Annotated in this window: 18 protein-coding genes; 1 reads left to right on the forward strand and 17 read right to left on the reverse strand. The window is 68.9% G+C overall.

The window, feature by feature from the left end:
• Positions 1-217 precede the first annotated feature (217 nt).
• From ACYVLT_RS26580 to ACYVLT_RS26655, 16 genes are all read right to left on the reverse strand, one after another.
• Positions 218-622, reverse strand: coding sequence for a hypothetical protein (locus tag ACYVLT_RS26580; protein WP_461122932.1), 405 nt, complete (start codon positions 620-622; stop codon positions 218-220).
• Between the two features lie 302 nt (positions 623-924).
• Positions 925-1,785, reverse strand: a complete 861-nt coding sequence (locus ACYVLT_RS26585; protein WP_461122933.1) for a bifunctional DNA primase/polymerase — start codon at positions 1,783-1,785, stop codon at positions 925-927.
• 365 nt (positions 1,786-2,150) lie between these two features.
• Positions 2,151-3,209 carry a DUF4192 domain-containing protein gene (locus ACYVLT_RS26590; RefSeq protein WP_461122934.1) on the reverse strand — a complete coding sequence of 353 codons (1,059 nt, stop codon included), beginning with the start codon at positions 3,207-3,209 and terminating at the stop codon, positions 2,151-2,153.
• A 97-nt stretch (positions 3,210-3,306) separates the two neighbouring features.
• Positions 3,307-3,726 (reverse strand): hypothetical protein, encoded by a 420-nt coding sequence (locus tag ACYVLT_RS26595; RefSeq protein WP_461122935.1) that lies wholly within the window; start codon positions 3,724-3,726, stop codon positions 3,307-3,309.
• A gap of 633 nt (positions 3,727-4,359) precedes the next feature.
• On the reverse strand, positions 4,360-4,893 hold the full coding sequence (locus ACYVLT_RS26600) for a hypothetical protein (RefSeq protein WP_461122936.1): 534 nt from the start codon (positions 4,891-4,893) through the stop codon (positions 4,360-4,362).
• Between the two features lie 216 nt (positions 4,894-5,109).
• Positions 5,110-6,519, reverse strand: a complete 1,410-nt coding sequence (locus tag ACYVLT_RS26605; protein ID WP_461122937.1) for a hypothetical protein — start codon at positions 6,517-6,519, stop codon at positions 5,110-5,112.
• A gap of 78 nt (positions 6,520-6,597) precedes the next feature.
• Positions 6,598-8,019, reverse strand: coding sequence for an ATP-binding protein (locus tag ACYVLT_RS26610; RefSeq protein ID WP_461122938.1), 1,422 nt, complete (start codon positions 8,017-8,019; stop codon positions 6,598-6,600).
• A gap of 367 nt (positions 8,020-8,386) precedes the next feature.
• The gene (locus ACYVLT_RS26615) at positions 8,387-9,637 is read right to left on the reverse strand and encodes a hypothetical protein (RefSeq protein ID WP_461122939.1); all 1,251 of its coding nucleotides are present in this window, start codon (positions 9,635-9,637) and stop codon (positions 8,387-8,389) included.
• Positions 9,638-9,901: 264 nt separating this feature from the next.
• On the reverse strand, positions 9,902-10,501 hold the full coding sequence (locus tag ACYVLT_RS26620; protein WP_461122940.1) for a hypothetical protein: 600 nt from the start codon (positions 10,499-10,501) through the stop codon (positions 9,902-9,904).
• A 189-nt stretch (positions 10,502-10,690) separates the two neighbouring features.
• A complete protein-coding gene (locus ACYVLT_RS26625; protein ID WP_461122941.1) occupies positions 10,691-11,206 on the reverse strand; it encodes a hypothetical protein in 516 nt (171 codons plus the stop codon).
• Positions 11,207-11,817: 611 nt separating this feature from the next.
• Positions 11,818-12,159, reverse strand: coding sequence for a DUF4326 domain-containing protein (locus ACYVLT_RS26630; RefSeq protein ID WP_461122942.1), 342 nt, complete (start codon positions 12,157-12,159; stop codon positions 11,818-11,820).
• A 545-nt stretch (positions 12,160-12,704) separates the two neighbouring features.
• Positions 12,705-14,729: a ParB/RepB/Spo0J family partition protein gene (locus tag ACYVLT_RS26635; RefSeq protein ID WP_461122943.1), complete on the reverse strand. Its 2,025-nt coding sequence runs from the start codon at positions 14,727-14,729 to the stop codon at positions 12,705-12,707.
• A 149-nt stretch (positions 14,730-14,878) separates the two neighbouring features.
• The gene (locus ACYVLT_RS26640) at positions 14,879-15,370 is read right to left on the reverse strand and encodes a hypothetical protein (protein WP_461122944.1); all 492 of its coding nucleotides are present in this window, start codon (positions 15,368-15,370) and stop codon (positions 14,879-14,881) included.
• Between the two features lie 553 nt (positions 15,371-15,923).
• Complete coding sequence (locus ACYVLT_RS26645; RefSeq protein ID WP_461122945.1) at positions 15,924-16,100, reverse strand: hypothetical protein; 177 nt, start codon at positions 16,098-16,100, stop codon at positions 15,924-15,926.
• 24 nt (positions 16,101-16,124) lie between these two features.
• Entirely contained in the window at positions 16,125-16,658 is a 534-nt protein-coding gene (locus ACYVLT_RS26650; protein WP_461122946.1) for a hypothetical protein, read from the reverse strand.
• A gap of 587 nt (positions 16,659-17,245) precedes the next feature.
• Positions 17,246-18,427, reverse strand: a complete 1,182-nt coding sequence (locus tag ACYVLT_RS26655; protein ID WP_461122947.1) for a GGDEF domain-containing protein — start codon at positions 18,425-18,427, stop codon at positions 17,246-17,248.
• A gap of 591 nt (positions 18,428-19,018) precedes the next feature.
• Between ACYVLT_RS26655 and ACYVLT_RS26660 the strand changes: the two genes are divergently transcribed.
• Entirely contained in the window at positions 19,019-20,530 is a 1,512-nt protein-coding gene (locus tag ACYVLT_RS26660) for an RNA polymerase sigma factor (RefSeq protein ID WP_461122948.1), read from the forward strand.
• 407 nt (positions 20,531-20,937) lie between these two features.
• Here ACYVLT_RS26660 and ACYVLT_RS26665 read toward each other — a convergent pair whose 3' ends face one another.
• The gene (locus ACYVLT_RS26665) at positions 20,938-22,467 is read right to left on the reverse strand and encodes a tyrosine-type recombinase/integrase (RefSeq protein WP_461122949.1); all 1,530 of its coding nucleotides are present in this window, start codon (positions 22,465-22,467) and stop codon (positions 20,938-20,940) included.
• Between the last annotated feature and the right edge of the window lie 196 nt (positions 22,468-22,663).

Here is a 22,663-nt window from a genome sequence, read left to right on the forward strand (position 1 = left end):
CGCTGCGCGAGGTGGGCTGTCAGGCGGATAGCCGTTGTGGCCGTCGTGCTCTCGGTCGACGACCGCTTCCGCCGATGTCCGGCGGTCATGGTTGCGAGGCGCTTGCTCCGGCGTCGGGAGGAATCACCGGGGATGTGCGGTGCCTCGGCGTCCGCGGCATCGATACGCCTTGCAGGACAGGCCGTGCCCTGCCTAGTGGGGCTGCCACGTGCCGGGGTCAGACTTGCGGTTCGGGTGAGCGCGGGTCGGTTCCCGGCACGGGGCGCTGGTCGCGGTGCAGTGGCGTGGTGCCGTGACGCCGCACGTGCATCAGCCTGGGTTGCGCGATGCGGCGCCACCCGATGCGCTGGCAGGCGTAGAAGCGCCCGTCGACCGCGACGACGTCGCCGATGGACAGCGACCGGTTACCGCGGCGGCGGTAGCGGACGGCGCGTGGGTCGGGTCGGCCGAACTCGGGGTCGTCGCCGACATTGCACAGCTGGAAGGCGGCCTCGACCAGGTCCACGTCGTGGCTGCGGGCGCTCGGCGGCCCGGTGTAGGCGAGAACTTCGGCGACCGGCTGTCCCTGGTAGCCCACCAGCAGTGCGCGGTCGTTCAGGTTGTGGAAGACCCGAATGCTCACGGAGCGCTGTGCCCAGCGCAGCAGTGTGTGCCTGCACCGGCCGAAGGCTTCCGCGAGGCGCTGTCGGTTCGGTCGGATGTTCATCGTGTCGCACCCTCTTGCGAGTCGGGGTGCCCCGCGGTTGCGGGGCGCGTCCGCCGAGACAGGGGCAGTGGGTGGGGGCGGCGTTGTGTGCCGTCGCCACCCACTGCCCCTGTACGGTGTGGCGCACCGCAACCACGGGCACAGCCGGCCGCACAGGAGCGCACCTCAACCACGCAGTCGGGTCGACGGGGAGCAAGTCGCGCCGTTGGGCCGGGTGGTCAGCGAAGGTCGGCCAGGCTGCGTGGTCGGGCCATGCCCCAGGTGAGCCCGTCGCTGATGGTGGTCTCGGCTTGGCGCGCGCTCCATCCTTCGACTCCGTCGTGCTGGGCGGCGGCGGCGTGCAGGACGGCGCGGGCTTCATGCTCGTCGAGGTCGCCGCCGCCCACCCAGCGGCCGAGCTTGTTCGCCGCACGCAGCAGGGTGTTGTGCCGTTGCCCGGGAGCGGCTCTGCGTACTTTGTCGGCTTCGCCGGTGACGATGGCGTCGAGGTAGGCGTCCGGATGATGCGGTGCCCTGCTCGTCGACCGCAGAAGCTTCGGTGGTTCGGGTGGCAGCAGCAGGGGAATCAGCCACAGCGGCAGTGCGGCGATCGGGGCGCGGTTCATCGGCCGGTAAACGCCACGGGCACCTACTGATCGGGCGGCGACGATGTAGCCGCCCGCGCCGCGGGAGTCGACGCGCCACCCGAGGCGGCCGATCGTGTTGCGCAGCTCCGGCTCGACGGGTGCCCGAAAATACAGGTGCAGCCCCTTGTTGGGGGTCTGCACGGCAAAGGTGTCGGCCGGGTAGGGCTGCCCCGCTGCGGCGGCCAGTCGTGCCAGGACATCGCGGCCGTGCCTGGCTCCTGCCCACTGAGGCGGTGGTTCATGGCCGTGGGCGTCGTCCAGGTCGAGCACGTACAGGCCGCTGGGGCGGCAGGCGATGCCCACGTTGTAGGGCAGCGCTCCCCAGATGTCGCGAATCCGCTCAGGGTCGCGAGTGGCCGCGGACTCCCACCCTTTGTCCCTGGGTATCTTGCTGCGGGGCCACAGGGGGATCACGTGGTGACCGTCGCGGGCGGCGTTGAGCGCGACGCGCATCAGTCGCGGTGGTACGCGTGAACGCGTTTCCGGAAATCGAGCTGTGCTCACGATGCTCAAGGCAGTCCTGTCCTTCCTCATGGGTATCGGGTTCGGGTGGTGTCGCGGAGGCTCGCCATGGATGAGCAGCGTGACCGGTTGCGGCGACTGTTGCTGCTGCCGGGTTTCGCTTGAGTGGTTCACGGACGCTCAACCTTTGGAGCGCAGTCGCGTCGGCATCTGTGACAACGGTGGCGGGCCTGTGGGCGGTCCTATGAGACGGTCGTCCGTGTGCGAGCCTGGTGGTCAGTGCGCCTGCGCAGCGGTGGGTGCCAGACAAGGTGCGCTGCGCAGGCGCGCTGCCGTGGAGGTGGGAACGAGGCCGGTCAAGGCCACGCGAGATCGGCCCGAACCAACTGCTCTGCGGTTTCGGCCGCGCGGTTCACGATGGGGCGGAGCTTGTCCGGGTGGATCTGGCTGTACAGGGCGGCACGGAGCAGTTCGGCGAGTCGATGGTCGGGGACGGCGGTATCGGCACGGTCGAGCGCCAAGGCGGCGAGCCCGCCGTCGCCGCGCAGGTAGGCGGACATGGCCAGCAGCACGGCCGGTTCCGCGCATTCCGGGGTGGGGCACTGGCGGGTAAGTTCGGTCCACAGGCGTTCGGCGGCCTGGGCGTGTTCGCCTGTCGCGGTGGCGATGCACGCGTCGCGCACCGTGTAGTCGGATAGGGCCACGGCCAGCATCGCGATGTCCTGGTCGGCAAGTGCCTCCGACCGTCCGCCGGTCCGCTTCACCTGCTCCATGACCAGTCGGTAGGAGACGCTTGCCGATCGCCGGCGAACCTGATCCGGTAGCAGGTCGATCACCGTCGCTCGGCGAGCCAGGGCGTCCTGCGGGTCGGGCCGCAGTAGGGCGAGGAGGTCGTCTCGGCTGCCGAACACCCGCAGCCCCTGCACTGCGGCCTTCACGGCGATCAGGGAGGTTTCCGGGTTCGGGAGGACACCGGTGTGAAACGGGTTGTCGTAGTCGTGCCATTGGGCTCCGGCGGTGATCACCGAGGTCCAGAACATGTGCAGTGACGTGTCGTACTCGGAGATCGCGTGTCGCAGTCGAGTGACCAGAGCGGTGCGCGGTAGAACGTGCCCGTCGGGCTCGCCGCCGCCGACGACCACACCGACGACCGCCGCGGCGGGGTAACGCGCCACGATGGCGGCGATCTGACCGACCAAACTCTGGGAGAGGTCGTCGGCGGGCAGTTCGGAACACATGGTCAGTTCGATCACGCCGTCGACGATGATGTTGACGACCAGAGCGTCCGCCGGGTAGTACCCGATCAGGTACGGCGATGCAGCGATCAGCTCGCCGGGCTCGCTCAGCTTGGCCGACATGTTCTGATCCAGCGAGTAGGCGGACGGGACAGGCTCGGGCGTCGGGTCGGACATCATGATCGTGCTCCTTCGTAGCTGTGGTCGACCGTTGCGGCCATCGGCGATCGGGTGGCTATGAGCCGGAACCCGACGGCGACGGGTACGGGTCGGTAGTTCAGTCGTGCCCGTGGATGCGCTCGACGTGCACTCCGGCCTGTTCGGCGAGCAGTGCGTAGACGTCGTCACCGACGTAGAAGCCGGCCAGCTCGTGCCACGCCCGGCCGTCGTAGGCCGCTTCGGTGCCATCGGGACCCTGCACGGCGCCTGCGGGGAGGTACTCCAAGTGGGACGGGCCTCGGGTGAGGAACGCGAAGGTCACCGCCCCGTCGGTGGTGTCGAAGCGCACGACGGGAACCCCGGCAGGGATGGCGAACTCGTCGCGGCGGCGCAGGAACTCGGGCAGGGTGTTGTTCGAACGCATGCTGCTGACGCCGCGGTGGCGGTCGATGGACTTGGTGTCGTGGATGGTGCTGGTGACCTGGTCACCGGTGGCAGCGACCACAATCAGGCTGACCTGGTAGCGGTGCGATGGCATGGGTTGTGGTCCTTCACTGTGTTGTGGCAGTGACTGCCCGACTGGTGTCCGGCCCGGCGGGCCGTTGGCGCCCGCCGCGTGGGGCGGGGCGCACTCGCGTGGGCGTCGGTGCCGGACGTGCGGGGTCAAGCCCGCAGGTGTCCTGTCCTGCGGGCTTGACCCCGGTCCGGTGCTGGCGCAGCGTGGGCGTGCCCCGCCGTCGCGACGGACACCGAGGGCCTGGTAAAGCGGCTTGCCACGCACCAGGTGCCGGTTGGGTCGCGTCGACTTCTCACGGGGGTCGCCGCACTTGTGATGGGCGGGTGGTTTACGGGGCGAACCAATCCTTTGTGGTGCTCACCGGCACAGGACAGCCAGCGACGGCACAGCGTGGGTGACCAACGTGTCGGCCTCTACCCCCGGGACGGTGAGTGGCACGGCCGCGCCGTCGAAATGGAAGTGTCGAGCTGGAGCGGGTAGGGCCTATTTCAGGTGAAGTGGAGATCAGTACAGGGCGGGTTCATCGCAGTGTGTTATGCGCGTCCAAGTGTCGGACAGCATCCGATCGGCGAATACGTGACCGAACGTGCGCACCGGGCTGTAGTCCATGCCGTCGGTGCGGTGGGCGAACTTCCGCCCCGACCCCGGAGGTCGTCATCCGGCTCCTGCCGCGACCTCCGGGGTCGCGGCAGCGGACGTCATCCGCTCGGGCGACCACGAGTCATCGCCGACGGTGACGACCACGGCTTGGGCGCGTCGCTGGAACTCTTCGGAGTCGATGCAGCCGACGGTGGCTTCCAGCGACAGCAGGTAGTGCTCGGCTTCGGCGTGTCTGTTGGCCGCGACGACCTTGGGCACATTGCGGATCGAGTTGTCCAGGGGCTCGGGCAGCGCGCCACCGTACAGGGCGTGAGCGGCTTGTCTGACCGCCGCGAGGCGTCGGTGCATGTTCCGCACGTGGTGCGGCGGGCCGTCGGGGACGAGCGTGATGGACGTGCGGCTGACGCGGGTCAGGACGATGCGTTCCCGCTCGTCGGCGAGTGCGTACCGCGGGCCGTCGACGGTGTTGCTGACGGAGGCGACCCGGTAGCGGCCCCAGTGGTCGTCGAGTGAACCGTGGTAGTTCACCCACCGGCCCACCTCGACCTGATCCGGCGAACTCTCCGAGACGTCGTGCGTTTCCTGCATAGGTGCGTCTCCTCTGGATTAGATGCGCAAGCGACCCTCGAATGTCGCCGTGCCGGCGGCTGTCGCGGGCACGGCGACGTCCGAGCGTCAGGAACGAAGTAGACGGATAGCGGGATCGGGTGAAGCCGCTCGTCACGATGAGCTTGGAGCGCTCTCGTGGTCGGTGGCGTTCATGTGCGCCTCGACGCACGCCGCGGCCGGTGTGGTCCGCGGTGGTCAGGGTCGAGCGGCGTTGTCGAACTCGTCGACGGCGCGGTGCGACAGCGCTCTCAGCGCGGCGGTGACGGCCATGTGGTCGGCGCCGGCGAAGCTGGAGGGCATGATCGCCCACCGGTCGGTGGCGACGTGACCTGCCCTCAGGAACGAGACGCGCTGACCGTCGATGATCTTCAGGTCGATCGGCGGAGTGTGGCCGGCCGCGGGGTCGACCACGAGTAGCCCGCTGCACTGGACGGGCGCGGCGGTGACGTCGTTGACCGGAATGGCCACGCGTTCGGTTCCTGCGACCATGCCCAGCGACAAGTACTGCACGGGGCCGGTCACCTGCACGACCCGCAGTTGCGGCCCCCAGGCTGGCTGGTCGAGGAACGCGACGACGTCGCCGGGCTGGACCCTGCGCAGGAGTTGCAGTTCGGTGGGCGCGGGTGAGAACAGCTCCGCCAGCGACAGCGCCAGGTTCCGTAGCGTGGCGGCGCGATCGGCGGGGATGTACCAGGCGTCGAGGTCGTCGAGCTGCCCGGCCCGGTGGCGCAGCGCGTCGACGGCCTGGTAAGGCAGGCCGGCCAGGGCGGTCAGCGTGGCTTCGACGATGACCGCGGTGGTCACGTTGTCGTCGACCCGGGTCTCGGACGGGCGCTGATCGCTGCGGCCGGTCTTGCGACCGCCGTTGAGTTCGTCGAGCGCGACGCTGACCGGCCGCAGGAACGGTCCAGGCTTGCGGCCGTGAACCCAGGGCAACGGACCGTCGAGGATGTCGCGCACGAGGGTGACGACGCTGTGGCAGGCGGCGTCGCGGGCCGGGGCGTCGGCGAGTGCGTGCAGCATCGCGGCGGCATGCAGGGCCCGTGCTCCGGCAGCCAGTTCGAGTTCGGCTGTGTGGCGCCTGCCGAGCAGGGGATCGCGCCAAGCGGTGACCTGCTCCAGGACTTCCTCCGGTGAGCGTCCCCAGTCGATCGGGGCGCCAGTGGCGCCGGGCAGGCGCTCCAGCGCGTCGACGTAGTCGGCGAACGCCTGGTCCGTCAGGTCGAGACCTGCCTGGGTGGCGTCGGCGTCTCCGTGGGCGAGGTCGGCGAGCTTGGGCACGTGCGTGGCGGTGGCGACGTGGACGACGTGGCGGCGCCCGTGGCGTGTGGCGCTGGTGGAGCGCGCGGTGAACGACAGCAACCGTCGGGTGGGCGACAGTCGCAGGTCGGTGGCGGAACCGATCATGCTGATGGTGCGTGCCCGACCGGCTTCCCAGGACTTGGCGTTGCGCGTGGTGGGCGGGGTGGCGTCGCGCAGCACACGCAGCACCTCGTCGATGCCGGTCCACGGCGCCTCCTCGGATACCGCCCGGACCAGATCACGCCGCCGCAGCAGCGGCAACGGCGCGTCGATGACGGGCTGGATAGCGGGTTCGATGGTCATGCGTGGGTTCCTTTGCTGGTTGGCGATGTCCGGACCGGCGGGTTCGCGGCTCGCGCCGGGACGAGCCGCGAACTCCGGTCAGGAAGAAGCGGGGAGGCTTTGCAGTCGTAGGGCGACGGCCTGCTCGACGTGGTGGGACTCGGGGTGCCTGCAGGCGTCGAGGTCGGCCAGCGACCAGGCGACGCGCCGGACCTCGGCGACGCCGCGTCCACTGAGCAGCCCGGCCTGGTGGTGACGATCGAGCAGTTCCCACGAGGCACGGGGGAAGATGCTGCTCATGGCCAGGGCATCGTCGGGAACCTCGGCGTTGGTGGACACGCCGTCGTCCGACCACCGGCGGGCGGCGCGCAGCCGAGCGGCGGCGACCCTGTCGGCCAGCGCCGGCAGCGTCACCGCATCCGGGTCCTGCCGGTGTTCATGGTCGGCGTGCGTGACAAACAGCCGGACGGAGACGCGGTCGTAGATGAACGGCGGCACTTGACGCATCTCCGATACCAGGTCCACACAGGACAAAACGAGCAGCGGGTCTGCAGTGAAGCGGGTGGGCGTGCCGTCGACGTCCAGGAACACCGCGCGTTTGTCGATGATCTGTCGGATCGTCGCCCACTGGGTGGGTGAGCGTCGGCCCGCGTCGGCGAGGTGCAGGACGCCGTGGGTGGCCAGCAGTGCCGCTCCGGGTCGACGGGAAGTGCCGGCGAGTCCTGACCACGACGCGACGCGGGCAGGTGCCTGGTAGGGCGGGTTGTGATCGACCACCACGCCGTCGGCGCGGGCGTCGTGACGTCGGTTCTCGGCCAGGGTGCGTGCCTGCTCGTCGGTCAGTTCGGGCAGCAGGGCGGCCAGCATGCGTGCGAACAGTGTTCGGCTGTCGGCGTCGGGTCCGGTGAGCAGGACGTGGTGTCCGCCTGCGGCTGCCGCTGCCAGTCCGCGCGCCACCCACGGCGAGAGCATCACTCCGTCGAAGACGGGCGGGATCGTGCGTTCGGGCGAAGAGTGGGCGTCGGGAGCCGGGGTGAGCGCGTCGCGGCGGCCGTGGGCGTAGGCCACCACGTCGGTCAGCGTGGCCGCGCTGAGCACCTGAACACCGTCGATCGCGGGTGCCGGGTCCGTGTTGGGCACGATCACCCGGTGGACGTCGGTGCGTCCGCGAAGCGAGCGCAGGCACTCCCAGAGGTCCGGAGTTGAACGCACGCTGCCGTCCCGGGTCAAGCCACCCAGCACGATCGTGTGCTGGAGCGCCGGCATATCGCCGGCTGCGGTCAGCACCGCGACGGCGAAGGCGAGATCGTGCACCGGGTGCTCGCTCCCGACGAACCGATCACTGTCGATGCTCACCGGCGTGATCGGGTACGGGAGGTCGGAGTTGCGGATGGCCGCCTTGACCCGGTTACGCCGCTCCGGTGTGACCCGGCGACGACCCGACAGAGGAGAGCGGATGTGGCGGTCGGCTCCGAGGACGGCGGTGATCACCAAGTCCTGAGCGCCGCCGGCGACCGGCATGAGAGAACGGACGTGAGCGGTAGGCATGGCTTTCCCTACTGTGGGAGGACTTCACGGGGTGTTGCCCAGGGGTGAGTGCGTGGCTGGCCGTGGTGCGGCCAAATCGAGGTCGGCTGCGCAGCCGGTCCGGCGGGCGGTGATAGCGGGCCCAGGGGCGCCTGGTGCCGGCGCCTACGCTGTTCGGTGACGGTGGCCGCTCGGGTGTCCCTGCTCGGTTGCCCTGAGCAGCACAACGACCGTCGATCGCTGGGGTCGGTCGCGCCTCTGTGGGTGCGGGCCCAGGTGACGGGCTCCGTCGCCGGCGCCACGGGCCCACCCGGTCGCCACCGGATGGGCCCGTGCCGTGTGCGCCGAGGTTGGTCGCCTCCTACCTGGCCAGGGTCATCGCGCGCAGGGCGAGGTCGTCCAGCGCGTCGGCGCGGCTGGGGTCGGCCACGGTCTGGCTGTAACTGGTGATCGCGTTGGCGATGCCCGCAGCGGTGGTCTGGCCCCCGGCGATGAAGTGCCGGAGCACGCCCTCGCGCTCGGTCTCGGTGAACCCGAGCTCGCGCTTGAGCACCTGCACGGTGGTGTGCGGCTCGGTGACCGGCGCACCGGCCTGCTCCTCCACCTTCGCGACCTGCTCGGCCAGGAACCGCGGCGAGAGCCACTCGCGGACGTGATCCCGGGCTTGGGCGGAGATGACGTCGAGCTGCTTCTTGACGGTGTCCGGCGACCAGCTGATCGTGCCGCCTTCCATCCGCTGTCCCAGATGGACCTTGCGGAAGGCCAGGGCGGGCAAGGTCAAGCCGTTGCGGCAGATCCGCACGAACAGCTCCGGCTTGAGGGTCACGGAGCCGGAACCGATCTCGGAGTTGGAGAAGCGGAACCCGGCGAAGACCACCGGCTCCGAGCCGGGCTCGTAACCCAGGCCCTCCGCGGCGGCGAGGCGGCGGCCGGTGTCGAGGTCGGTGGTGATGCGCTGGCGGTCGGCCTCCAGGTCCGTGTTAGTGAACGGATTGCGGTAGCCGGTCAGGAACTTCGGTGCCAGTCGTTCGACGGTGGGCGAGTAGACCTTGCAGTGCATGGAGGAGTCGGTCAGGTCGCAGGAGCGGATCTCGACCTCGACGTCGGCCTGGCGGATGCCGTCGAGCACGGCGGTGAGCAGGTCGAGGTTGTCGACCATGCCGAACCGGTCCGACAGCAGGGCGCGGAGCACTCCCGGCTCGGCGTCCTTGCCGCGGAACAGCCGCAGCAGGAACGATCGGGAGTCGGCCGGGTAGACCATGGTGGTCGTGCCGGTGGCGGTGCGCTTGGACTTGCCGTGCAGTAGCCCGTTGACGTTGGCGTCGTACAGGTCGGGCCGTTCGGTGCGCAGGCGCCGCAGGTACTTCGAGCCGATGCCCAGCTTCGAGGCGATCGTGCCGTCTGCGGCGGCGGTGGGCACGTACAGGCCGTCGACCAGGGTGACGCCGTGGTCGTCGACGACCGGCTCGACCCCGGACAGCTCGATCGCGCCGCCCCGGGCCCGCAACGCCGTGGCCGGGGCCACGACGTCGATCTTGTCGGCGTGCTGGGTGTGCAGCATGTGCAGCATGTCCTCGAAGGTGGCGTTGCGCACGGTGGTGGTCAGCGACACGTGAACTCCATTCCTCGCACTCGGTTGATCGGTGATGTCGGCGTGGTCGGTCGCCGTCGCTTGACGTGATGGCGGTGATGTCCGCCCCTGGTGTCGGTGGGGCGCGGCCGCTCGGCCGTGGCGGCGGCAGGAGGGGGGCAAGCCGTGCTGTTTGCGGCTTGCCCCCTTGCCGGCGCTGCGGCAGGCTGCGCTGGCCCACCGACATGGGGCGGACAGTGGCGCGGACGGGTGCTGACCGGGGGAGGGGACCTTCCCGATGCGGCGTCAGTCGCAGTCGCACCCGGCGATGCCCGCGCTGGTGACGAAGGCGCACTGCGGAGTGTGGGACTTGGTCAGGATGACGCCGCCGTCGGTGCGCCGGATGATGATCAGCGGGTGGCCGTTGCGTTCAGCCCACTCGAACTGGTCAGGGTCCAGGCGCACTGGATCGGCGTCGTAGTCCAAGGCCGTGGCCACCAGTGTCTGGAGGATCTCCAGCAGGTCCGGACCCGGCGTACCGGGCGCCTGCCGTGGTGCGGCGTGCTCGAACCGGGCGAGCAGGCCACCTTCGCAGTTCGACAAGTCGATACCGGTGCCCGGTCCCAACTGCTCGGCCAGAGCGTGCAAGGACGTGCGCACCAGGTGATCGGGCTCGGCGTGATCGGTGCCGATCCGGACGCTGTAAACACCTCGGGCGCGCAGGGAACCACCGGGGCGGCGTCGCACGGCCAACCGCAGCTTCTGCGCCGTGGTGAGCGGATCATCGCCGAGGTCGACGCCCAGCGAGCGGAACCAGTCCCTCAGCATCCCGAGGGCATCACCGCCGGACACGCCGCGCTTCGGGTCGTCGTGCTCGACGTCCTTATAGCGGTGCAGCAGTCGCATGACCGCCGCGCCCTCGACTGTGTCCGGATCAAAACCGACAGCCCCAGGGGTGACGTCACCGGTCTCGCACTGGCCACCCTGCCCGAGCTCCACTTCGCCGGTGCCTACGTGTTCGGGTGGCCCGATGGATCGAGAGGGGGCATCGACCGCCGGGTTGGCGTCGTCGGGAGTATTTGACGTCGCCATGCGCTACACCGCCACCGTGGAGAACATCGGCAACCGGTATGCCTCTGATGCCGGGATCAGGTCGATGATGTCGTGTTCGCCCGTCCACTGTTCGACAAACCGGACATGGACCGACAGCCACTCACGGGCCCAATCGGGCATGGCGTTGGTGACCGGTCGGTGACCGTTGTCGCCGTAGAAGGTCATGAAGGTTCCGTCCTCGTGCTGCCACGCGAATTCGGCGGCGATCCGGGCCGGGATGGAGGCCAGCTCGGCGGGGTGCCACCGGGCGCCGTAGGCGGTCCAGGCGTCCCCGCCGACCACGAACGGCTGCACGACCAGCCGCAACGGCTCGTCGTGGCCCACCAGCCTGCCTTTCGGGTCGACGGGACGGACCTGCCGGCACTGCGGGCACTGACCGTAGATCGAATTAGGGCGTCGGTCCGACCGTGGTCCGACGCTGCCTTCCAGCGCAGCCTGGCGACGACCGGCGCAGCGGATGGTGTCGACGAAGAGCCCATTCGAGTTCTTCAAGCGCATGATAATCTTTCCGTTGGTATTGTCCGATCCTCGACGATTTCGCGATTATCGGGAGTGCGGTTGACCGTCGGACCGCATACGAATGACCGGTAAGCACACTTCTTCAGTGGCGGGTCGTCTTCATCGTGTCCATTCAGTCGGAACCGGCGCCGCCGTATCGGGCGTCGGGCCCCGTCCGGTGGGGCGCACTCGGATGGCGTCCGTGGCGGGGTAAGGGGGCAAGCCGCATCTTTTCCGCGGCTTGCCCCCGGCCCGACGCGGACGCAGAGTGCGCACGCCCCACCGGACGGGGTGTCGCACCGGCTCCGTGCCCACCTCCTGGCCAGGGCTGACGGCGACGCCAGTACGGTGCCCACGGCGGCGTCGACATCGAGGCCGCTGCACTGGGTACACCGGTACTCGACATCGTCGACGTGGACTCCGGCGTTGTGCAGGCGCCCGGAGCCGGTAGGTCAGGGCTGGTGCCTGCATCACGGCAAAGACTCGCTTCTCCTCGTGCAGGCGGGAGAAGCGAGCCTTGAGCAGCGATCGCTTGATCGGTCCAGGCGTGCCGCATGAGCTGCTGCCCAGGCCTCTCATGGCTACAGATCCATTGAGGAGCGCCAGTAGGTTCAGAACGGCGGCACTGCCGTCGACCAGTCGGTGAGGCCCGGGGACGTCTCCGGCAGGTCGGACACGGACACAGTTGCTGCCAGTCGGGCGAGAACTTCACCGTGGCAGCGGTGCGGGGCGCACCAGCATCCGAGCGTCATGTCGGTCAGCTCGCCGAGCGCGGCGACGAGGTCAGGTTGTTTGAGCAGCCACTGCTCATACCGGTCGATCACCTGCTCACGGGTACCGTCACTGCCGATCTTGAAGGGGTTGCCCCACTTCGACGGTCGTCCAATGTAGACATCGTATGGGGCCTGCTTGCAGTGAACTACCAATGAATGTGGCACCGTGTGCTCCTTCATCGCAGGGACACGACTTGCCAGTCCGAAACACCCGCTGGCTGGGCCGCGCCGAGGCTGTCGATCTGCGGGCCGAAGATCAGGCCTTGCCAGGGCCCGAAGGGGCGGCGGGGGTTCCGGCCCGCGCACTTTGGGCCGGGTTCATCGCCGCGGACCCTGGCACGGCCTGATCGGCTTCGCGCAGATCGCCAGTCCCGCTCGGTCCCTGGTCAGAACTTCAGGCGGCGGCATCGTGTCCGAGGACGGTGGCGAACCACGCTCACGCTCGAAAGTGGCGGATACTGCCGAATTAGCGAATATCTCCTGATCGCGATACTGGGGGTCGCTGTGACCACCTGACATGCAACTCGTCAGTTCGCTCACCTGGGACACGTCGCTAGGTGCCGAGTAGGTAGGCGTCAGCTGCGGTTGGTGGTCCAGCGCGGTGGCACCGTCTCGGGTGCCCGCAGTGACGTATCAGTGTTGAGCTCGGTAGCGAGGCAGCCGGGCAGCTTGACAAGGCGCCAGCGGTCAGGCCCGCACCGGACAGGTCGGTGCGGGCCTGACCGTCAGGAGCGGAGGGGTTGCGCTGCCGTGGCGTCATCTGTGTCGGTGGGGGCGAGGTGAGGCCACTTCTCCTGGTCCAGGTCGGGGTTGTTGACTAGTTGCTCGACATGGGAGAGCGGATAACCCAGCGCCGCGAGCAGCTCGAAGTAGAACTGGGTGTCCTCGCTGGGGCGTCGCCAGCTGGCATCGGCGCTCTTGTCGGTGTAAGCGAGATCCCAGTGCTTCTCGCAGGCGCCGACGACCTGGGCGAGGCGGATCAGGACGGCCTGGGTCTCGGTGGTCGACTTGCGCCGTAGGAGCACCGTGATGGGGTTGTGGTCGCGCCGGTGGTCCTGGGGTTCGGTGAGTGTGAGCAGCGAACAGGCGTAGTCGTGCGTGTGCCCGGGCTCGGCGAGGTAGTCGCCGGCCAGCATCGGGGCGAGCGCGAGCCAGTGCTGCAGGCGCGGCGGCAACTCGGCGGCCTTGCGCTTCCGCCAGCCGGCGAAGTACTTGGTCAGCCACTTGCGGCGGTCGACCTTGGCGTCGCGCCACAGCCTGTTGTTCACGCTCGCCCGCTTGCGCTCGGAGGTCTGCCAGGCGGCGTCGTGCTCGGGCTGCGCCGTCTGTGCAAAGCGCAGGGCGTGGCCGTTCGCGGCGTAGTCGGTGCAGACGTACTGGACGTCCGTGATGGCCCGGGAGGGCCTGTCCAGGACGTAGGCGGCGTGACCGGGGCAGCCGGCGTGCTCCTCGGGACTGACGGAGTGCTGGGCCTGCGCGTCGGCGAGCAGTTCGTGCAGGCGGACCATGCCGTCGGTGTCGGGATCGACGATCGGCACACCATCGGCGCGCAGCCGGTCCTCGGCCTCGGCTACCCGGACCGAGGCGATGGTGCGGTGGCCGTGTGCGGTGTAGTCGACGCAGAGGTGGATGACCTCGACCTCCAGGTCGCGGTCCGCCCAGACGGAGACCGCGCGTCCTGGGCAGTCGGCGTGGCCGTCAGGGTCGAGCGGTTCGACGGTGTCACCTGCGCACAGTTCGTCCAGGCGCTCGACGCCGTCGGGCAGGTCGTTCTCGTCGTCGACCAGTGCGTAGCCCAGGTCGGTGAACCGCTGCGTCTCCCGGGCCAGCAGGGCCTGCTGTTCCCGCTTGTCGCGCAGCTGTTCGATCGTCCACTCGAACTGGTGCGGGCGGTTGGTCATGACGTCGACCAACTGCTGGTGGGCTTGCTCGTCGTCGCCGAACTCGGCGAGCTGGGAGAGCTGGAACATGTCCGCGGTGGGCAGGGCCTTGCCGGCGACGCGAGTGCGGGTGCTGGCGGCGACGGCGAGGCCGGCGTTGACCTGTGCGTCCGGCAGGCTCAGTTCCCGGGCGATCGCCTCGGCGTTCATCCCTTCGAGGGCGAGCTGGCCGTAGAGCTCTGCCTGTTCGACCGTGGTGTAGTCCTCACGGAGGATGTTCTCGATGCCCTGAACCACCAGTACCTCCCTCCTGGTGCCGGGAGCGTGCACGAGGAGATCGACGGTGAGGGCGGGGTTCTCCCGTTCCTTGACCGCGACCGCCGCGGCGTGGCGGTGGAAGCCCACGAGCACCGCGAGGGCACCGTCGGGGTCCGGCGCCACGTTGATGATCGAGATCCTCGGGTCCACGCCGTGCTCGGCGACGGATGCCACCAGCGCGGGCCGGGTCTCGCGGATGTCGCCGACCACACGGCTGTTGCCGTCCGCGCGCAGCGTCCGCGGGTCGATCCCGTGAACGACGTAGGGGTAGACGGTCCGGTCGTCGATGGTGGTGTCGTCGTCGGTTACGTGACCGGTGGCCTCGTCGGGGGCAGCGGCGTCGGCGTCTGTGGTGTCGGGGGTCGTGGTCATCGTGATGGCCTCATTCCGGTGCTGTAGGCATGGCGGTGCCCTGGTGTGAATGCGAAATGTGTTGGCTGTAAAGGAAAGTGGTGTGCGGTCGGGGTCGTTGTGGCTGCGGACCTGGTCCGGTGGTGTGGTCGCCGTGCGGCTCTGCCGAGGTGGGGGTGTCCAGTGCTTTCTGCTGGACACCCCCACCCCGACAGAGCACGCTGGACGGCAAACACCGGACCAGGTCGGCGCGCGACTCGGACCCGCGTGGGGGCGAGGGCGTGGTCGGTGCGGGCGGGGGATCTCTGAGGAGGTCCTCGATCCGGTGCGGCTGGATTGGCCACGTGGGCCTATCCCAGCCCGGTGCCCAGATCGCCCAGGCCGGCGAGGTCGAGGGTGGCAAGCTCGGCGGTGACGAAGTCGTACATCGGCACCCACCGCCGGTCGTCCTGGTTGTGGAAGACGCGCAGCACCTCCGCGTCGAAGGCGTAGAGCCATCGGTAGGACGGGGCCGGGCGGTCGCGCAGGCGGCCGGTGCTCGGTTCCGGGGCCGACTCGGTGAGGTGGTAGCCGATGCCGCGGTACGGCCTGATGTTCTCCGCGGTGCCCGGCGTGCGCTGTCCGGTGTCCAGTGCGTGGCCCGCGGACCACGGGTTGATCGACTCCCAATCGTGGCGCAGGATCGCCGCGAGCAGACGGTCGAGATCCCCGTCGTGATAGCGGTGCAGGGCCTTGCCCAGCTCGGCCACCTGGTTCGCGGGGAAGCCCAACCTGTTGCACGGCCGGACGGTGTAAGTGTCGTTGTCGGAGTCGAGTCCACCGATCAGGGATGGAGGTGACACGGGTCGCTTCTTTCGCTCGGTGTCGGTCTGGCACGTGCGGGGTGGTCGGCCCGCCCGTATTCGGAAGGGGGGAGTGCGCGGGGGCGTGGTGACGCCTGGACCGCGTCGGCGACCCGGCTGCCCCGCTATCGCGCGTGATCGCTTCGGGTGTCCCTGGGGCGGGCGCGGAGCGGCGAGCACCTTGCACTGATTGCCGGTGCCCCGTGACGCCTCCTTGGCGTCGTACAACAGAACCTCGCGCCCGTCGTGTCGTCGGAACACGTCGACGGCGAGTTCGGCGCGGCCTCAGGGCACCGCGAACACCAGGTGCCTTGCTCCGGCGGAGGGCGCGGCGTCGGTGACGTGGTCGCTGACCATCGCCGTTGTCCGGTGTGCCGTGCATGTCTTCGGGCACGGCAATGCGCTTGCGTGAGGGCGGACATGTGTTGGTGGGGAAGGAAGAGCGGTGGTTCGGTCGAGGTTGTGTGGGCGGTTGGCCTGACCTGGTGGTGTGGCCGCCGTGCGGCTTTGCTGGGGTGGAGCACGCTGGTGGCGCATACCCGGCTCTGTGGCGTCAGTCGAGGACGACCGGCGCGATGTCGCCGCGGCTCACCTCGCCGACCGTGGGGAGCCAGATCGTGTAGTGCCCGTCAGGGTCGTCGACGTCGAGCCGCCCGGACACGGCCACGCTGACCACGCGGCCGTCGGTCAGCGTCATCGTGGAGTTCGAGGGGGCGCGGCTGCCGTCCATGTTCTGCGTTCCTTCGCGCCGGGATCAGGAGTTGGCCCAGCCGAAGAACAACCAGCCGGTCACCTCGGGCGAACCGGTGGTGGTGACGGTGGCGGTCGTGTGCTCGTCGACATCGATACCGCGGCGCCGGGCGGTGTAGAAGCTGAGGGCCGTCTCGGTCACGGTCTCCGTGTCACCGAGACGGCCCTCGACCGCGGCCAGCGCCGCGGTCTCCGTGTCGGGGTAGCCGTCGGCGCGGACGGGAACGGGCAGGCCGGTCAGCGTGCGGGAACCACCGAGGACCGCGATGGCCCCGGCCGGCCCCCACTTGTCGTCAACCCGGCTGTCCCTTCCCTCGATCAGCCTGTCCGCCAACGCCTCGGCCTCGCTGAGCGACAGCGGCCCGCCGTCGATGACGACGTAATGGTCTTTCTCGGCGATCGCGCCGGTCGAGCCGTCATGGCCGTCGTCGTACTGCGCCTGCTCGACGGCCGCCCGGAATGCGGCCGCGACGTCGACGCCCTCGGCATAGGTACTGAAAATTTCCGCTCCCATTGCGGGTTCTCTCCTCTGCTGCAATCGAGCGGCAAGACCTGCAACGCGGGTTTGAGGGTCAGGCTTGACGGCCTTGCCGCGTCCCGCGATCCGGCGGGACGCGCTCGGTCAGCGTCGGCGGCGGGAGAGGCGTCAAGCCCACGGACGCTTTCCCCGTGGGCTTGACGCCTGACCGGCGGCGGCGCAACGTGCGCGGCGACCCGCCGGATCGCCGGCGCAGAGACCGTGGGCGGCGAGGTGGATCATCCTGCGGCTGGTTCCTGGCAGCCGCGCGGTTGCCTCGCGTGAGGCAACCGCGCAACCCGAACCTCACCCGGTCGGGCGAATGGACCGGGTCGGGTACGAACCACGGCGCACATCGCGCAGAGAAATCCCGCACCGTCGTTGATCGACGATCGAGTATTTCGGTACCTGCCCCTGACGCATGGGCATCGGAACATCGACGGCACGATCCGCAACGATGCCAAATGCCTTGCCGCCGACGGGATGCAGCTGATCATCTGGACCTGCAACGGCGGAGCCAACCGGAAGTGGGCTTTCAGTTGGGACGAACGGGTAGGTGGCCGATGCACGACCGAGTCCGCCGACCCTCGGGTAGTCGGTGCGTGTCCTCAGGCTGCGCCGACCTCGGCGAACCGGACCTGGTCGCGTCCGCCGTCCTTCGCCTCGTAGAGGGCGGCGTCGACGGCCAGCAGGAGGTCGGCCACCGTCGTGGCCGTGGCGGGGAACGCCCCGGCACCCACCGACAGGGTCAGACCGCTGATGACGACTTCCTGGCCGGTGTGGTCGCGTGCGGCCACCCGCAGCACCGCGACCATCGCCCGGATCCGTTCGGCGGCCGTCGCCGCTCCGGTGGCGTCGACGCCGGGCAAGAGTACGGCGAACTCCTCCCCACCCCAACGGCCGACGAGGTCGGTGCCGCGCACGCCGCGTCGGATGGCGTCGGCCACCGCGCGGAGCACCTCGTCCCCGGCCGGGTGCCCGAAGGTGTCGTTGATGCGGTTGAAGCGGTCCAGATCAAGCATCAGGACCCCGACCGGGCCGCCGAGTCGGCGGGCGCGTTCGAGTTCGGCGGCGGCCTGGTCGTGCCACCACTGAGCCGACACCAAGCCGGTCTTGCCGTCGGTGCGGGCCGCCGCCCGGAACTGCGGCAGCAGCAGACCCAGGTGCAGGGCGAGGACGGTGACCAACAGCAGCGGCGCGGTCCAGGGCTGATACACCATCACCAGGGTCACGGCGTAACCCAGACCGATGGCGGCGGCAATGAGCAGCTGGTCAGATGCCGGGCCGAACGCCTGGTGCGCGGGCTTGTCGGGGTTGGTGGCGATGATCGCGCCGACCACCAGGGCGTAGTTGACCAGTCGGTAGATCAGCCCTGCCAACACCAGGGTGATCACGCCGCGCGGACCGCCCAGCGCCGTGATCAACGGCTGGCCGGGGTCGACGCCGGGGTAGAACGCGGCCAGCACCAGCGTCGCGGCGGCGGTGGCCAGCAGCACCGTGCAGGCGGAGAAAATCTTGCGGTGGGCTACCGCGCGGCGGCGGAAGACCCTGTACCACTCGTGGGTGAAACTGACGGCAATCAGTACCGCTTGAAGCGGTACTGGCAGCAGGAGTACCCCGGCAAAGAACCAGACGCTTTTTATCCGGACTACCAGCATGCCCGGTGCCGGACGGCTGGCGATGGCGGTTTGCCGACCGTACGTGCTCGCGGTGGCCCGCCAGGGAAACACCTCCGTGCCGACGTGACAGCACAGCTGAAGGGGTGAACCCGACCGACCAAGCTGGCGCACGGGTCACGCGCTCTGCGGCATGAGAGTGCATTCGTTGTGTCGTGTAATTGCGGTGTGTCGGTAGCGCTTGGCGGCCGGTTGGCGACTAGTCGGTACAGGATGGTCGCGCTGCAGGCTTGAGTGAGGGGGTCTGAGTGGCGGGGCGTGGGCGTGGTTGGCGGCGCGGCCGTGGGTGGTATGGGCGGGTGCTCGGTTCGGGCTCTGGGGGTGGCTGGGTGATGAGGGGCATCGGGCCCGGCCGGTGGTGGTGGCCGATGTCGCCGGACCAGGCGCTCGAAGGATTCCTTCGCGCACTCGCTGTCCCAGCAGAGCGGATTTCCCCTGACAGCGAGTCGCTGACGAGCTGCTTCCGGGCGTCGGTCGCCAGCCGGAAGTCGCTGATCATCCTGGACAACGCCCGTTCCACGGCCCAGGTGCTCCCGTTGACGCCCGGCTCCCCGACCAGCACCGCCGTGGTCATTAGCCGTGACCGACTGTCCGGACTGGTCGCGCGGCCGGGTGCCTGTCGGGGGCAGGCAGAACGCCGCGGAGCCCGTGGTGAGGTGGTTGGACAATGCTCTCGGTGCGAGCGGATGATCGGTGGGTGCTGCGATGTCGGATGAAAGCCTGTTGCAGCGGCTGAAGGTGGGCGACCCGGCTGCCTCGGCGGAGCTGTTTGAGTTGTGCCGGGTGCTGCTACCAGACTTCTTCTACCGGCGCCTGCCCCGAGACGAGGAGGTCGATGACTGCGTCAGCGAGGTTGCGACACGCGCCCTCGAAGGGTTTCGCAAGGGTGCGGAACCACACTCCCTCCGGTCGTGGGTTCGTGGAATCGCCGTCAATCTCGTGAGGGAGAAGTACGCGGCGTGGCGGCAAAGGTCCGCTTCGGGTGTGCCGGACGATCTCGTGTACCGACCGGGTGAACCGTACCTCGAGATCGCCCAGTCGAAGATCGACGTCGAGGATCTGCTCGCCCTGCCGTCCGATGTCGAGGTGATCGCGACCAAGCGAGACCTTTGGGCGCTGCTCTACCCCGCGATCGAGAGCATCGACCCCGCACTCAAGCCGGTCATGCGCGAACACGTTCGGCTTAGCCTTGACAGGGACACCCTGATCGCGGGGCCGGAACTGGCTCTCGCTCTCGACGTGCCGGTCAGGACGCTGTCCCGGCAGCTGGAACGTGCCAGGAAAGCCACGAGAGGTGCGATCGTGGCTCTTGTGCTCGCTCGCACCGGCCGGGCTTCCTGCGGTGCCCTGGCCGGCCTGCTCGACCGCGTCTTCACCCCCGACCAGGGTGGGGCCGGCTCAGGCCTGATCCTCACATCAGCTCAATGCCAAGCGATTCTGCGTCACGCGGCAGGGTGTGCGATCTGCGCACCTCGTGCCGTGGACGCGGGGGATTACAACAAGGGGACGGCGGTTCCCAGTTCCGGGGCAGGCGATACACCCGTTGCCCTGGAAGGGCGCTCGAGTGCTCGTCGCAGAGTTGTCGCGGGGGACAGAGGCAGCGTGTCGTCGGGTTCGGTAGTTGCGGCCTCCGAAGGTGTGCCGGAGGCCGAGGAAGAGTTGGTGGTGTACACCTCCGGAGACGACGGCAGCCGTGTCCGGGATGCGGTGGTCGATCTTCTGGAAGCCGCTGGCTACAGCATCACCGCGTGGCAGCGCCCGGAACGCGGCTCTTGGTTCCAACGGCTGTCGGTGCGGCCGAAGGGGTCTGCGGCTGCGAAGACACTAGCCTCGACGCTGGCAGCGGTGTCGACCAACCAGGCGACCGCCGAGAGTCTCGGTGCGGTGGTACAGGGCGCGCACATCACATCGGTGGAGGTGCACTCTGGTCCCGTTGCCGCTCAAGAGGAGCGGATGGCGAATGTCGTCGCGCGCCTGTTGGAGGCGTGTCGCGGTCACGACGACGTCGTCGTCTACATGAGACCGATCCTGCTGATCAAACTCGGACCGTCGATCACCGTCCGGGAACCCACGGACGACGAACACCGCCTCATCGCCGACAACCCTCACCTGCTGCACACACCCCGCGATCTCCTGGCCCGGCTGATCGCGGACGAGAGCCGCCGCAAGGACGGGCGCGACAGCTCGTGCGATGACCACGAACGTTCGCCGGGTTGAGGACACGTCGGACGGCATCCCGGATCGGGAACTTCCCTGTACGCGGCGACGCTCGCCGACAGCGAGCGGATGCTGTGCCCGGACTACCCGACAACCAATGTAATCCCGGACGAATCGCAACATTGCGTGATCGACCAGATCTCGTTTCGTTCGATAACAGAAGGGTCGCCGCAATACGTTCATATGATCGCTATTCGGCAGAAGAGGATGTCCGCCCGGTGGGTCCGTGGCGGCGATGCCGCTCGGGTGAACTTCCGGGCGGATGCTGGACGTGTCCGGGAAGCGGAACGGAGCCGCCGTGCTCAGGGGCGGTATTCCCCGATACCCGCACGTGCACCGGCACCGGGTCGCGCATGTTGACCTGCACGCCGACAATCGCCGGACGATCAGGGATCGCGGGCCGGCGCTCAGCGTGGGCCAGCGATGGTCGGCATGCCGAGGGCGGTCGGGTGGGAGCTGTCGCGCATCCGGTTCAGGCTTCGGTCGAGGCTGACGAGTTTCTCCTTGGCTTTGGAGAGGCTGTAGGTGAGCCCTTCGGCTTCGCCGAGCCAGCCGTTCATCCGGGCTTCTGCGATGCGTTCGCCCAGGTTGTGGATGATCTCCACCAGTCGTGGGCGTTGTGTCGGCGACATGCGCAGCATGGGGCAGCGCAGGCGGGAGTGTTCGTGTTGGCAGGGGCTTGCGTAGGGGCGGCCGCAGTCGCCGAGCGCGACCTTGCGCAAGTGGAAGTGCTGCTGGAACTCGCGCCATTCCTCGTCGGTGGGTTCCCGATACTCCTCGTTGGGGCGGGTCGCTCGCCGGTGGTCGAGGAAGGTCCGGTAGGAGCGGATCAGGTCGTCCTGGAAGACGGCGAGGTAGGCTTCGGTGGTGGTTACCGTGGCGTGGCCGAGCAGCCGTGCGGCGATGTGGACGGGTAGCCCGCCGGTGACGGCGTCGGTGGCGAACATGCGGCGGAAGTCGTGCGGGGTGTGGCGCAGCGGCTGGCCGGCGTGATCTGTCACCCCGGCGAGGGCGAGGATGTGGTCGATCGACTTCTGCACGGTCGCCGTGCTGATCACGGTCGGGCTCCAGCCGGTCTTGTGCTGGAACAGGTGTGGCAGTTTCGGTCCGAGGACGTGCTCGTGACTGTCGCGGCGGGAGACCAGCGGGATGCTGCCGTCGTTGTCGTGGCGGAGCCGGGTGATGATTGTGGCCAGGACGCTGGAGAGTTCCGGGCTGACCAGCAGGAGCCGTTCCTGGTCGGTCTTGGAGGGCAGGATTTGCAGCAGGGGCACGACGTCGCCGGTGTCGGGTAGGCGGTAGGACACCAGTGCCAGGTGTGTCAGTTCCAGCAGTTCTTCTTTCCGGATGCCGGTGTGGCGCAGCGTTTCGATGATCGCCCAGGCCCAGAAGGCGTCGGATTCGGCGCGGGTGAGGTTGACCAGTTCACCTGTCGCTGTGTTCCGCGCGCAGACGTGCTTGGGTGTGTGTACCCGCCGGTAGTCGACACCGCCGTGGGAGAACACCTCGTCGTGGTGGGCGGCCTGCGCGATCTTCAGCAGCACTGCCTGGTCCGCCCGGTGCCGTTCGGCGGTGTCGACCAGGACGGGCAGGTGCGGCAGCCGGTCGCGGATCCGCTGATGGATCTCGGCGGTTCTCTTCTTGTCCGCCTTCGCGCCGCCCCGGGTGTCGGTGGGGCGGACCGGGCAGGGGACGGCGAACTCCGCCCAGCTCGGGTCCTCGACGGCCCACTGTTGGATGTCGAGGTAGAACGATCTGACCGCGATGAGGATCCTCAGCCTGCTCTTGCGGACCTTGGTCGGCCAGTTTTCCCTGGTGACGAAGTGCAGGCGGTCCTTCCACGCCTCGGTGACCCCGGCCGGCAGGTGGAGGCTGTCGATGCCGGGGTGGTGGCGTTCGACGTCGGCCCAGAACGTGCCGGCCAGCATGCTGGCCATGTTGCGCAGGGTGCCGTAGTCCACGCCGGGCCGGCGTTCGTCGAGGTAGCGGACGAGCAGGTCGCGGACCGGCGTGCACTGGATGCCGTAGTCGTCGACCAGGTCCGCCGTGCTGCGTTGTCCGTGCAACAGGGCCTAGTAGGACTTCGTTAGGTCGGGTGTGGGGGTGTGTCAGTGGTGTGATCTTCTGTGGCGG

The sequence above is a fragment of the Saccharothrix stipae genome (assembly GCF_054781895.1).